We start from the raw sequence: 13,213 nt of genomic DNA on the forward strand, positions 1-13,213 counted from the left end.
TGCTGTCTGGGCCTACTTTTAGATCGTAAAAACCACATGATCTATGAGAATTCTAGTACTTTGGCTGTTCTTTAGCGCTTCGCTCTGGGCACAACAGCAGGCCGTTCCCGTTGACATCAACAGGAATCAAAATTTCCAGAAATTTACCGCTCTTAAAAAGGCAGGCAATAACCGGGAAGCTTTTAAACTGGGCTACGAACTCCTGGACGCGTATTATACTCATACCGATCTGTATTTCGATTTGGGTATAGCCCGCGCGGCTTTGCCTAATGCTCCCCAGGAAGGTGCTGCAATGGTACAAAAGGCTTACGATCTGGAGCCCATTTACGACCGTTTGGCTCAGGCGGCTATTTCGTATGCCTTTTATACCAAAGATTTAGTGCGAGCAAAGCAGTTGTTGTGGGAGTACAGTTTTTACCCGCGTCCACCCGAAGATTTTAACGCCGCGATGAATTACCTCACGGGCTCACTGAATTATTACAAATCATCCTTTACCGCTGATCAGGCCAATACAGCTCAGCAACTGCTTAATGCGCATCGAAGCGAGGCCACGCAAAATATGAAGTATTTCTGGGAACATTTCAATCCCGTCTACAGCGCTACTCTTGATGAAATGGTTCAAAAGGGCCCGGCCCATTATCTCAACCTGCTTGCACCCGTCAAAAAACAGATGCAGGCGGGGGCATTTCCGGTGAGTTATTACAATCAAAGCCTTGAAACCCTTGCCACACGGACGTTTTGGAACAACTGGAATCAGGCAGCAATCCTAATTCCCGAACTGAAAGAGCAATTTTCAAATGCGCGTACCACACCGATGATGAAGCTTAAGATTTACGATATCCTTTCAAAAATCAACGAAGTAAACCGCAATTATGAAGATAACCTTAACCTTGCAACCATAATGCTTGACGAGTTGCCGAAATACTCTTATTCCAATTCGGCAATAATGCTCGCTGCAAACAATTATTTGTTTTCCCTAATTCAGCGCGAGCAATTTAAAGAGGCTTATGCCTTTGCTAAACAGGTAGAAAACCTTTTCGGGAAAGTAACCCAGCCCGAAGTCAAAATGAACGGGTACTACAACCTCTCACGGGCTTACACCTATGGAGGGGATAAAGCCAGAGGTATACAATTGGCCGAGGCCGGAGTCGCGTATATGAAAAACACCAGCAATGAATCGCATCCGCAGTTTGGTAAGACCTTACCGGAAAATCTTCAGGCTTTGAACGTGTTTCAGGATAAAAGCACCCTCGTTGAAACAGATCTTAATTCAAATGACGTGATTGAGCTCTACGACTACGGGCAACGATTGGGAATGCAGAAAAAATATGTCGAAGCGGTTCCATTTTATGAAAAAGCCTTTCAGCTTTATAAACCCAAAGTAAAAGCCGCAACCGGCAGTGAACGCAGCAATTTGCTGGATCTGTATACCAAAATAGGAGGGAACCTGATCGCCTGCCTTTTTGAAAGTAAACAAACCGATAAGATTTTTCCGGTGATGGAAGAACTCAAAGCCAACGGCTTACTCACTTCAAAATCTGGCGCAACACCCGTAAGCCTGCCTGTACTTCAAAAAAGCCTCAAACCGGACGAAGCCCTCCTGTATTACACTGATGTTATGCGCGGCAATACCAATGAAGGGGTTTATATGGCCGCTGTGATTACAAACAACACTTTCAATTACCGTTATGTAAACGCTGCAGGTGCCTTGATGCGGGTGTATGTAGACCGCAATGCAGACATCGGTGCGATCGAAAAGAAAATGGCACAGCGAGAGCTGAGACCGCCACACTATACCCTTTACCGAAATCTGGAAGAAGCCGGCTATAATCAATATAAAAAAGGGGATTTTGTTCTGCTGGCCGAATTGTATCGAAGTTTTCTCAATCCCACTGAAGGCGGCGAGGTACAGCAACAGTTTACCGATTCAGCTTATAGAGATTACATAGCCGGCGCTTTTTATACCGATCTTGTTAGCCGACTCGAACCCTGGTTTGAAGGTAAGAAGCGCTTATATATAAGCGCAGACGGCATACTTAATTTTTTGCCTTTTGAAAGTTTTAAAAACCCCTTAAATCGGTATCTGGTCGAAGATTATGAGATAGGCTATGTGCCCAGCGGCAGTCTGCTGGTTGACCTGCGCAAGCGTACCGCTCCGGCCTATGAGAAGAATGTGCTCGCTTTTGGTGATGCCAAATATGAAAAGTATGCCCGTGCGGGTCGCGAAGTGAAATCAGGAGCAGACATCAAACGCCTGGAACTTGATGTAGAAAAATCACTACAGCTTCAAGAACCGCTCGATTATGCGTTTGCCACCTTTTCTAAAGAAGCCATGAAGTATTTACAGGGAGCCAAAGCCGAAGTTTTGGCGATAAACGAACTCGTCCCCAAAACCGATTTGTTTCTGGATACCCAAATGACCGAAAACCAGTTTAAAAAACTTAATGCAGCAGGAGCGCTTCACAAGTATAAAGCCATTCATTTGTCAAGCCACGCTATGGTGCATCCCTATATTTTTGATTTGAGCGCAATCGCTTTTTCGGTCTATGCAAATCCGCGTGATGGCGAAGATGGGATGCTTACCGTAAGTGAAATGGCAAATCTGGATATTCAAACCGATTTTATGTTCCTCAGCGCCTGCCAGACCGGCCTGGGTAAACTGGTGCCCGGAGAAGGCGTACAGGGGCTTAATCAGGCGATGTTAATGGCGGGTGCCAATTCGACCCTCACGACTTTATGGTCGGTAAACGACTACGGCACGATGATTTATACGACCCAATTGTATAATAAGATTTTTAACGAGAATAAAGACTATCTAACTGCCAGTACCGAAGTGAAACGGGCTTTCATCCGTGGTGATTACAGCAAGCAGCTTGATTTATCGCATCCGCAGTATTGGGCACCTTTTATTTATACCGGCAAATAGATTTTGATTATGACAGGGGTTTTGAGGACGCAGCTGATTTTTCTGTTTTTGTTCGGTTACGCTTTAGCGAAAGCGCAATGCCTTCAGGGAAATTGTGAAAATGGTTTTGGAGAATACAAGACCGAAAGCGAAGCCTACAGCGGTTTTTTTAAAGATGGAAAGTTTAACGGAAGCGGAATACTTCAAAGTGCACATGGCGTGTATTGGGGTGCTTTTAAAGACGGAATCAAACATGGTTTTGGCATATCACGCAACGGAAAGGAGTATCAGGCAGCCCACTGGGTAAACGGAAAAATTACAGATTACGAATTGCATGTTTTTGAAAACAGAGATTTTCAACTCGCGCATTATAACCCGCACGGAAGCTTTAAAGGAATACTGGTTTTCCCCTCGATGCCGCTTAATGCAGACGGTTCGGGCTGCAAAATAGGAGATTGTAAAAACGGCTGGTCCCAACGTATTTTTCCGGATAAGGGCTACGCCATCATTTCGAAGATGAGCGAAAATCAGTTTAGCGAGATTATGGTATTGCAGGAAGATAATGGGAATGTGGGCTTTTTGAGCTACCGACCTGATGACACCGGGCATCGTATGGCTGTGATTTTAAATGCCAATAACTGGTACACCGGGATGTTTAATAACTCGAGTGCTAAAGACGGCGCGGGAGCCGAATATGAGAACGGGCAGCTTAAACAGGCAGGAATCTATGCTAATGGCAAGCTTCAGGAAGTAATCCTCAAAAATAGGGCAATTGCCCTATAGACTTCAAAAGCCCTGTCCGCTAGTTTTGATTCTGTAAAAAACCTCAATTATGAAAACACTTCTATTCAGCAGCTTATTGCTATTTGGAGCACTTAGCTTTGCACAGACCAATCCTTGTTCTAAAGGCGATTGCCAAAACGGGTATGGCTTTTATTACAACAAGGAAACCGGTGACGTATACCACGGCTTTTATAAAAACGGAGCTTACAACGGCGTTGGATATACCCAGAATGCCAAGAATGACTATTACTGGTCTCAGTTCAAAGACGGAAAAGCAAACGGTTTTACGGTCTACGATGAAGGTCAGGGCAGAACCTGGGGCATTTTTGTAAATGGAGTCAAAACCGGTGATCACGTGCGTGAAATTCGAAAGCAAGGTGGGATACAACGGGAGTTAATCACTTATGAAAATGGTACCGAAACATCCCGAAAAATGTACATTCCTGCCGAAATTACCGAAGCAACCTGCATCAGCGGTGATTGTACTAATGGCTATGGAATTTATTATCAAAACCGGACGCTGATATCGGGTAAGTTTGAAGACGGATCGTTTAAAGCCGGGGAAATGGTACATATAGACACCAATACCTCAGATTTCTTTATGCCGCCGGTTGAAGAATCGTTTCAGACCCCATACTTTAAATATTCCATCACCGGTACCGATAATGGCACCAATGAAGCGGCTTATATGTCTATAGGTGCCAAAGCCAATGGGGAATATGTATTGCTTAATTTGAAGCAAAACCTCTTTGCAGCGGCGCTATTTAAAGACAATCAAATGATCGAACGGTTTTAGAATAGGGGATAAAACCATTTTTGATCAAAACCTGCATTCCAATAGAGTGTGGGTTTTTTGTTTTCGGCAACGGATTTTTTGTTTCTGGTTTCTTATTTATTATTCCTTGTTTCTGATTCCTGATTTTGTCATAACGGTAAACAGAAAACCGAAAACGCCAAACCGCACACCAATAAGAAATAACAAATCACAAATAATGAATAGCCTGCACACATTAATAACATTTTAACCTCTTTCCTTCTGCAAGCTTGCTGCGAAGCCCGTAACTTTAGCAAAAAGCAAACAGACATTATGAAAGCAATAGGATTTAAAAAATCATTACCCATAAGCGAACCCAACAGTTTTATCGCCTTTGAAACCGAAAAACCAAAGCCTGAAGGTCACGATCTTTTGGTACAGATTCAGGCGATTTCGGTTAATCCCGTAGATTATAAAATACGTCAAAATGCCGCTAAAGATCAGGAACTGGACACCCCTAAAATCATCGGTTGGGATGCCGTGGGTATTGTAGAGGAAGTAGGCGAGGAGGTAAGCCTGTTTAAGGCCGGGGATGCCGTGTACTATGCCGGTGATCTTACCCGCAGCGGTTGTAATGCCGAGTATCAACTCATCGATGAACGCATTGTAGGCCGTAAACCCAAAAATTTGAGTCTGGCTGAAGTCGCAGCAATGCCGCTGACGACCTTAACGGCCTGGGAGAGTATCTTTGACCGTATTAAGTATAACGAAGCGGCAGACAAGGGTAAAAGCATTTTATTTCTTAATGGAGCCGGCGGAGTAGGTTCTATTGCGATTCAGTTGGCCAAAAAACTCACCGGTCTTACCGTGATTGCCACCGCTTCGCGTAACGAGACCCGGGACTGGTGCCTAAAAATGGGAGCCGATTTCGTAGTAAATCATCACAATTTAAAAGAAGAACTGGAAGGAATTGGCCATACACAGATTGACTACATTCTTGATTTTGTTGACTTAAAGCAATACTGGCAACAATTGGCTGACCTGATCAAACCACAGGGGCATATACTTTCAATCACGGGTAGCAGCGATCCACTCAATCTCAACCTGCTCAAAAACAAAAGTGTCACGTTCTCCTGGGAGTTGATGTATACGCGATCTATGCATCAAACACCCGATATGCAGCGGCAGCATGATATTTTGAACAGGGCTGCAGATTTGTTTGAAGACGGAACCCTGCAACCCACCGTCACCACCATATTTGAAGGCTTTAGTGTTGAAAATCTCAAAAAGGCCCACGAACTTCAGGAAAGCGGAACCAGTATTGGGAAGAATGTGATTGTGTATTAAAACTGTAAAACCGAAACTGATGCAAAGTACAGGTCCATACTTTAAAAAATCCTTACAAGCACTTGTTCTTATGCTTGCGCTATTTGCTTTCCAAAGCTGCAAAGGCCAGAATACCGAAAGCAAGCAGGAGGGAAGTGATACTACTGCCTACACCTACAAGCCCGGAAGTGTAAACGGAATCGGGAAATGGTTTATGGGTCGTGAGATCGCGCACGTTATGGGTTTTCAGGGGATGGAATGGCTTAACCGGCCTGAACGCGAACAGGAAGAAAACGTTTCGCGACTGCTCAAAAATATGGACATTCAGGCTGATGATGTTATCGCTGATATTGGTGCAGGCTCCGGCTATCACGTGTTTAAAATGGCTACCCAGGCACCGGAAGGAATGGTATATGGCGTGGATATTCAGGATGAAATGTTGGCCGAAATGAAACGCGTAAAGCTGAAAAACGGTGTTACTAATGTTAACCTGGTCAAAGGAAGCACGCAAAGCGTCAACCTTCCCGAAAACAAAGCAGACAAAGTACTGATGGTAGATGTGTACCACGAGTTTGAATTTCCGTTAGAAATGCTGGCATCGATTAAAAACGCGATGAAAGCTGATGCTAAGCTTTACCTGATTGAATACCGCGGCGAAGATCCTGATATTCCCATTAAAACCATTCATAAAATGACCGAAGCCCAGGCCGTTAAAGAGCTTCGCGCTGCCGGTTTTACCTTGGTTGAGAACATAGCTAATCTGCCCTGGCAGCATTGTATGGTTTTTCAGAAAGGAAGTTAATGGTTAATGAAGTTTTATAAAAGCGGTAAACAACATACTATAAATAGAATACCCCTTGAAGTTGCCTTCAAAGGGTACTCACAACTCAACTTAATTACTCCTATTTTGAGTCTGTTATCGCATAGAGTGTGTTGTATGCTGCTGCATCTTCGGTTTTATAAGAGATGTCTTTCTTCCAAAGATTGAGCATGATATAAATGCCTCGGTCTTCATCTAATAAATAGACAGACCAGTCATCTCTGCCTATTTCCTCGAAAACAAATTTGGTATTGCCCGCATTGTCTTTTTCATACCAGGTTTGGTTATCTTCCTGAGCAAAAGATCCGTCTTCAAAGAAGACCAGTTTTACGGTATTGCCATCTACAACTTGATTTGTTGGAGATTCCGTAGAAGCCGCGGCTTCCATCGCTGTATTCGTAGTTTCGGCGCTCATCGTTGAGGCAGTTTCTGCAGAAGTGCTTGAGGTCGTTGACGCCGCCGGTTTAATGATCACACCATTTAATTCATCAGGTCTGCAATCCCTATACTTAACTACAGATTCAAAGTCATTTCGTGTAATTTCAACCACATCAACCTCGACTTTTTTCTCCCGGGCTGCCGCATTTTGAATAAACTCATATTCACCCTGGCTATTGGGTTTTGATTTCACGGGTCTAAAGTAATAGGTTTCTTTATACTTCTGTTTTTTTGGAGTTGTTTTAAAATCGATTACAATGGCTCTCCCGGGCAAAATGGTTTGATTTTGAGATTCCCCACCAAGAGATCTTGTGATGGTGGTTGTTTTAGAATCTTCCCAGTTGATGCTGGTGCCTACATTGGCAGAAACTTCTATGGAAACACTGGCTTCGGCAAGACCGGGAACGCCAACCGTAGCACTGGTGGTATGCGCTATCCCAAAATCCAGACTGGCACCGGTTGCCAGAGAGGTACTTACGGTTTTGGCTACCTCAGCACTAAAACTTTTAGTAACTGTTTTTACAGTTCCGTCTTCGTTCTGGTTACATTCTGTAAAATTCAGGTTGAGCTGTTCGTCAGGCAAATTTTCTGCAATACCTACCGGAACGCGATCAACATGGTGCAGCCTATAGTTAAGCAAAGCGACATCAACCGATGATATCGTGTTTGCAAATCCATAATCAGCAAGATTATACATTGTTCCCGTTTTATTGGGAGATGTATCTGAAAATGGGTTATTTGCACTGTTCGCGCCGTTTGTATCGAAATTCGCATAATCATAAACGATTACCTGCACATTACCCACTACCCATAAATAGGTAAAACAGTCGTTACAAATGAGTTCATTTTCAAGATAATTGTATTGACCCGGACCTACACCCTGAGTAATTTTACCTCCCCATCCCGCATCAGTAGGTTTGGTATTGGACTGCAGAAAATAGGCGCCGTCCAGATTCCCCAGTTTTTCTATTTTCATCGATTCGGCGTTGTCGCCAGAATGCCAGTTGCTCACATAAGAACCCGGTAAAAATGTGGTTTTATTACCCCTAAACCCACGGTCAAAATAAAAGGAAACCTGCAGACCTTCGGGCACGATAAACGAGGTAACCCGGTTATTGAGTGTTCCCAGCGTATGGTATTCTCCCACGGGATATTTTGCCGATTCGCCGTTAAGAAAACCATCAAAGATTTCCACCTCATTGCTTTCGCTTGCCGATGGAACCGCTCTGTAGAAGAAATCATTAACCGTATAGGTTTTTTGTGCTGCGAGCGTTGCAGTTAGTAGAACGAAAAGTATCGAAATTCGAAACTTGTTTTGCGGTAATTCAGATTCACTTAAACAGAATCTGAAAAAGTTGAGTACATTTTTCATGATAAAAAGTATTTAAATTGAGTTTGTTAGATAAACCCTAAGTAACTGATTATCAATTTTAAAATATACTGAACACGGACGAATGACCGGTATTACTGTCCCAACGCAGGTCTTTTGTTATCGAAGCTTTTTTGAAAAGTGAAGAAGAGGCCTAAATGGTTTGCAAACGCTTCAGAAGTTCAGGTTTAAATGCTTTGCTTACCGGTATGGTCTTGCGGGCTATCACAACGTGCGTGCTTCCCACTTCTGTTATCTGAGCAATATTCACGATATACGAGCGGTGAACCCTAATGAAATGCCTATCCGGCAATTTTTCATCAATTTCTTTAAGAGTAATCACGAGCAGGTATTCTTTGTCTTTAGAATGAATACGGCAATAATTGCGGTCTGCCTCAATGTATAAAATATCCTGAATACTAACCTTTACCATATTTTCGTGATGCTTCACAAAAATGCTGTCATTCAATACAAACGGATTGGTTACTTTTTCCGTCTGCGTATTCTGGATCTGATTGATCGTCAATTCCACCGCGCGCTGCAAATCTAACTTTTTGAAAGGTTTGGAAAGAAACGCATACGGGCGGGTGGACTTAGCCCTGTCAAAATGCGCATCATCGGCATTGGCAGTCAGGTAAATTATAGGAATGAAATAGTCTTTATGAATCAGTTGTGCGGTTTCTATACCGTCTAATTTTCCACTTAGATTGATGTCTAAAAGAATGATATCAGGCTGATTGTTTTTTATGTGCTCTAAAACCTCTTCGCCACGAGGCAAAATTCCTGTCACTGCATACCCCAGACCGGTAAGTTGCAGAGCAATATTCGCACCGATGATCATTTCGTCCTCAACAACAGTAATTTTTACAGGGTTTTCCATTAGGCGACCTGATCTAGTTTAAACTGAAATGAAACACAGGTACCGTCGTTGACTTCCTCGTGCATAGCGCCGTTAAGCTGTCTGGTAAGTAATTGTATGAGTTGCGTGCCAAAACCGGTTCCCTGTACCGGTGCAGTGACTGATTTTCTGATGCCGTTATCTTTAACCAATAAGCTCAGTAGATCTGCTTTGGGCTTGTATAGACTGATTTCAATACGTCCTTTATGCTTTTCAGGGAAAGCATATTTCAAGGCATTTGTAAGTAATTCATTAACGATAAGCCCAATGGGGACTGCGGTATCTACATCCAATTCCAGGTCTTCCATAACACAAACAATCTGAATCTGGTCTTTTGCATCAAAACTGTCTAAAATACCTTCACTCAGATTTATAAAATAGTCTTTCATCTCAATACTGCCCAGATTGGTCCCCTGATATAGCTTTTGGTGAATGATACCCATAGATTGAACCCGGTTTTGACTCGCGATCATCGCGTCACGGGTAGCCGAATCTTCCAATTGTGCAGACTGCAGGGCGATGAGACTTTTCACCATCTCCAGGTTGTTTTTGACCCGATGGTGTATTTCTTTAAGCAGCAATTCATTTTCGGCATTTTTAGCACGGATTTTTCGTGTGGCCTTTTTACTTCTTCTAAGAAAGTAAAAAAGCAGTCCCAGCAAGAGCAGGAGTAGGGCTGCGATACCTATAATCAGGCGCTGTACCTTGTTTTTTTGATCAAGAAGTTCAGCCTGAGCAGCAAGCGCCTCATCTTTTTTCCCGGTTTCATATTTAACAAGTGCTTCAGACTCGAGGGTGGCAATTTGATTTTGATGAATAGTTTGTTTGATTGTATCAGACTTTTTAAAGTAAAGCAAGGCATTTTCGGCATCACCCAGATGCTCATAACAATCTGCAATCTGATCGTAAAGTGGCCAAATGCGTTCATTTTCGGTCTCTTCGTAGGCTTCGATTCCGGCGAGAAGATGCTCCAGTCCGGCTTCGTAATTCCCCATCAACCTTAAGGTATTACCTATTTCGGTGCGGTAGGTGAGGGAGCGTTCTTCACCAATTTGGGCCACGCAGCGTTTCCAGGCTGTGGTATAATCGGCTAGCGCCTGCTTATAATCCCGTGTAGCCAGCGAAACATCCCCACGGTATGAATACCCGCGAATAGCCACAAAAACTTCATCCGGCGCTTTGGTTTCGACTAAATTTATACAGCGATCTGCCGCTTTGTATGCAAGGTCGTACTCCCCGGTTTTCGTATAGCCTTTGATAAGGTCAAAGTGGGCGATAGCTAAAGCTGCATAATCGCTCCCTTTTTCATACAAATCAATAGCCTGTAAGGCGTATTTAATGGCTTCCTGAGGTTTGTTCATTTCGCCCTGTAAAACCGCCAAAACCCGGTAGATGCCGGCCATTCCCTGCTCATCTTCCAGGTCCTAGTAGATAGCCAAAGCTTTAAACAAAACATCCTGAGATTTTTTTAAGGAATTGGTTCTCAGGTAATCAATGGCCAGCGTGCGACTGGCCTTAGCGATCGCGGACTGATCTCCGGTCTTTTCATAATACGCCAGCGTTTGTTCACTGTGATACAAGGTCGAATCCTGCGCGAATAAACCGTGATACCCATACCAGTTTGCCAGGGTCTGATGCGCACGGGCGATTTGTAAGGGATTGGCGTTGGTTTTGGCGCGTTGAAGCGTATTTAGACCGATTTGCTGAAAGTTCTCAAGATCTGTAGTCTCATTTTTTTGCAACCAGACCAGGGTCGAATCAACAGGAAGCCTAACAATACTGTCTACAAGTGATTTATTTGATGTGGTGTTTTGAGCCGAAACCGAAAGACAAAAAAGCACCGGCAGACATGGGATGATACCACACCTGAACACAGACCGGTTTATACGTTTAAGAAGATGCTTTTTTTGATACCGTAATTGTCTAAAATCCACAAGCGGCGGGTTGATTGGTTTAAGGAACCCTCTAATTTACAGTAATTTCCAAGTAAAAAGCAGGGAAATTCGCCAAAGGAGGGACCAAATCAGGTGTAAAACATCAAAAAGGGTGTTTTTCCTGAAATTTCACACACGCACACAGCTTCCGGTTTTCTTGTTAACTGTTAATCGTTAATAGGGATTGTGCAAAAACAGTAAACAGAAAACCGCAAACACCCCTCTCAGATCTTAAGTCTAACGTCTAATATCTACCTAATCACAGGCTCCGGGGAGATCTTTAGTTTCGGTAGTGGTGTTTACAAGAGTGTTAATACTGGTGGTTCCCCGTACGGTTATTTCAATATATTCAGGCTGAACATTAGTAACCAGACCGGTGAATTTATTAAAGGCAAATTGCGTAAGCATTTCTTCCCCGCTTAAAGCAGCTCCATTGCCTTTATCGTAGCGGCCCGATATTCGAAAACGCTGCACATAAGGGATCATGATATTGTTATATTCCTGATACACATCGGCTACCGCTATGGCCGTTTTTGGAGGTACAGTGATTTCGCGATCCTGAAACAGGCTACGTGATTCTGAAGTTGAAAAAGCCCCGTTGGTGCTTGAGGTTGAAGTTACCGAATTGCTGGTGGCGTAGGTACCGGAAACTTCGGCTTTAGCGGTTGCGGCATTTCCAAAGAAACGTGTTTCCACTTCCATACCCAGCGTAAGAGTTGTGCTCAGCGAAGTGTTGCTTGCTACTGAAAAACTCTCTTCCCAACCGGCAACCTCCGTGGTTTCAATAGTACGGGATGAACCCACCGTTTGAACCAGTGATCCTGTACTGCAATTCCGCAGCGTACTGTTATAGGAGGTTTGAGTACTGCTGGGAGGAAGCACCGGTTGTAAATAGCTAAACCCTACGCTTTCCACATTCCATTCAATCTCAAAGTCCATAAATCTGAAGTAGGCGGCATCCTTACTGCTGTCTGCATACCAGATGTTATTGCTCAGGCTTAAGGCTTCATTGTTAAATTCCGAAATAAGTTTGTATAAGCCATTACCGGCCTTTTGAATTTTAAAGCGGTAATTTTTAAAGTTGGCAGGACTGGTATTACCTCCGTTTATGGCATGGTTTCTAAAGGTTTGCACATGAAGACGAGCCGTAGCATTATAAGATACATAAGCATAAAAAATCTTGTCCCCATCCCGTACGCTGATGTTGTATACCCCGTCATCAACTTCATCAAAATAAAAGGTAGTAGCTTTTTTAGTGGCCTGTTTAGTATAATCCAGAGAATTCAGATCGAGAAAGTTGAGTGGAACATCAATATTAGAAGAATTATAGGCATTCGCATTAGGAGCTCCCAAAATCTGATTGTTCTCGCCTACGGCCTGAACATAGTATAAATGATCTGAAGCCAAACGAATGTCTGTAAATTTATCGGGTAGGGTAGCCGTAGTAACTTCACGTGAGGCAGCATTTGATTTAAACGAATACTTCGGAAAGGATTCGGTTTGTATAACTGTATTTGTCGCATCGAGTACCGTAACTTTTACGGGTATACCTTCTTCCAGTTTCGACTTCAGGCTTTCACTTAAATTTTCATTATCAAGTCGTATCTGACAGATATTAAAATAAGGGTCGACATTTAACTCCTTAGTTGCCAGGTCGCCGGTTTCCGGGAATTCGACCCGCATTTTAGAAGGAGAATACCCCAATTTTGCAATATCCCGCGTACTGAGGCTGATACCAATTTCACCGGGATCGGTCTCAAAATCTGCGGTTTCAATGGGGGAGGGAAGAATCTCTACTTTTCCTTCTTTACCAGAATCTATAGGTTCATCATCGGTACTGCTGCAATTTGTGAGGACGAAAAGAAATGTTAGAGAAATGAGGGATCGAAAAGTTAGTCTTGCATTCATAATTCGTTTTTATACGGGTTAGACACGCTATGCATATTCGTATTTAGATACCCTAAACAGGTCTAACTACTGTTGCAC

The 13,213-nt window shown here is 43.3% G+C and carries 10 protein-coding genes; 5 read left to right on the top strand and 5 right to left on the bottom strand.

All coding sequences use genetic code 11. The annotated features are described in order from the left end of the window. Window positions 1-43: 43 nt before the first annotated feature. The 5 genes from CJ305_RS04195 (at window position 44) to CJ305_RS04215 (ending at window position 6,570) form a co-directional block, all read left to right on the top strand. Window positions 44-2,926 (top strand): CHAT domain-containing protein, encoded by a 2,883-nt coding sequence (locus CJ305_RS04195; RefSeq protein WP_099645001.1) that lies wholly within the window; start codon window positions 44-46, stop codon window positions 2,924-2,926. Between the two features lie 9 nt (window positions 2,927-2,935). Then, complete coding sequence (locus CJ305_RS04200; RefSeq protein WP_099645002.1) at window positions 2,936-3,688, top strand: MORN repeat-containing protein; 753 nt, start codon at window positions 2,936-2,938, stop codon at window positions 3,686-3,688. 49 nt (window positions 3,689-3,737) lie between these two features. After that, window positions 3,738-4,484 (top strand): MORN repeat-containing protein, encoded by a 747-nt coding sequence (locus tag CJ305_RS04205; RefSeq protein ID WP_099645003.1) that lies wholly within the window; start codon window positions 3,738-3,740, stop codon window positions 4,482-4,484. A gap of 291 nt (window positions 4,485-4,775) precedes the next feature. Continuing rightward, window positions 4,776-5,789: a zinc-binding alcohol dehydrogenase family protein gene (locus tag CJ305_RS04210; protein ID WP_099645004.1), complete on the top strand. Its 1,014-nt coding sequence runs from the start codon at window positions 4,776-4,778 to the stop codon at window positions 5,787-5,789. A gap of 19 nt (window positions 5,790-5,808) precedes the next feature. Next, on the top strand, window positions 5,809-6,570 hold the full coding sequence (locus CJ305_RS04215; protein WP_223248796.1) for a class I SAM-dependent methyltransferase: 762 nt from the start codon (window positions 5,809-5,811) through the stop codon (window positions 6,568-6,570). A 100-nt stretch (window positions 6,571-6,670) separates the two neighbouring features. Here CJ305_RS04215 and CJ305_RS04220 read toward each other — a convergent pair whose 3' ends face one another. From CJ305_RS04220 to CJ305_RS04240, 5 genes are all read right to left on the bottom strand, one after another. Further along, complete coding sequence (locus CJ305_RS04220) at window positions 6,671-8,398, bottom strand: ETX/MTX2 family pore-forming toxin (RefSeq protein ID WP_099645005.1); 1,728 nt, start codon at window positions 8,396-8,398, stop codon at window positions 6,671-6,673. A gap of 151 nt (window positions 8,399-8,549) precedes the next feature. Then, window positions 8,550-9,275, bottom strand: a complete 726-nt coding sequence (locus CJ305_RS04225) for a LytR/AlgR family response regulator transcription factor (RefSeq protein ID WP_099645006.1) — start codon at window positions 9,273-9,275, stop codon at window positions 8,550-8,552. Further along, window positions 9,275-10,696 (bottom strand): sensor histidine kinase, encoded by a 1,422-nt coding sequence (locus CJ305_RS04230; RefSeq protein WP_099645007.1) that lies wholly within the window; start codon window positions 10,694-10,696, stop codon window positions 9,275-9,277. The genes CJ305_RS04225 and CJ305_RS04230 overlap by 1 nt, the downstream gene beginning before the upstream one ends. A gap of 21 nt (window positions 10,697-10,717) precedes the next feature. Next, window positions 10,718-11,227, bottom strand: a complete 510-nt coding sequence (locus tag CJ305_RS04235) for a hypothetical protein (RefSeq protein ID WP_143469346.1) — start codon at window positions 11,225-11,227, stop codon at window positions 10,718-10,720. A 255-nt stretch (window positions 11,228-11,482) separates the two neighbouring features. Then, a complete protein-coding gene (locus tag CJ305_RS04240) occupies window positions 11,483-13,135 on the bottom strand; it encodes a hypothetical protein (RefSeq protein ID WP_099645009.1) in 1,653 nt (550 codons plus the stop codon). Window positions 13,136-13,213 lie beyond the last annotated feature (78 nt).

This window comes from Leeuwenhoekiella nanhaiensis, from assembly GCF_002744755.1.
Taxonomy (GTDB): Bacteria; Bacteroidota; Bacteroidia; order Flavobacteriales; family Flavobacteriaceae; genus Leeuwenhoekiella; species Leeuwenhoekiella nanhaiensis.

Excerpts from the sequence above, each read along its gene's own strand:
- CJ305_RS04195 (WP_099645001.1), top strand. The coding sequence starts at position 44 with ATGAGAATTCTAGTACTTTGGCTGTTCTTTAGCGCTTCGCTCTGGGCA.
- CJ305_RS04200 (WP_099645002.1), top strand. The coding sequence starts at position 2,936 with ATGACAGGGGTTTTGAGGACGCAGCTGATTTTTCTGTTTTTGTTCGGT.
- CJ305_RS04205 (WP_099645003.1), top strand. The coding sequence starts at position 3,738 with ATGAAAACACTTCTATTCAGCAGCTTATTGCTATTTGGAGCACTTAGC.
- CJ305_RS04210 (WP_099645004.1), top strand. The coding sequence starts at position 4,776 with ATGAAAGCAATAGGATTTAAAAAATCATTACCCATAAGCGAACCCAAC.
- CJ305_RS04215 (WP_223248796.1), top strand. The coding sequence starts at position 5,809 with ATGCAAAGTACAGGTCCATACTTTAAAAAATCCTTACAAGCACTTGTT.
- CJ305_RS04220 (WP_099645005.1), bottom strand. The coding sequence starts at position 8,398 with ATGAAAAATGTACTCAACTTTTTCAGATTCTGTTTAAGTGAATCTGAA.
- CJ305_RS04225 (WP_099645006.1), bottom strand. The coding sequence starts at position 9,275 with ATGGAAAACCCTGTAAAAATTACTGTTGTTGAGGACGAAATGATCATC.
- CJ305_RS04230 (WP_099645007.1), bottom strand. The coding sequence starts at position 10,696 with ATGGCCGGCATCTACCGGGTTTTGGCGGTTTTACAGGGCGAAATGAAC.
- CJ305_RS04240 (WP_099645009.1), bottom strand. The coding sequence starts at position 13,135 with ATGAATGCAAGACTAACTTTTCGATCCCTCATTTCTCTAACATTTCTT.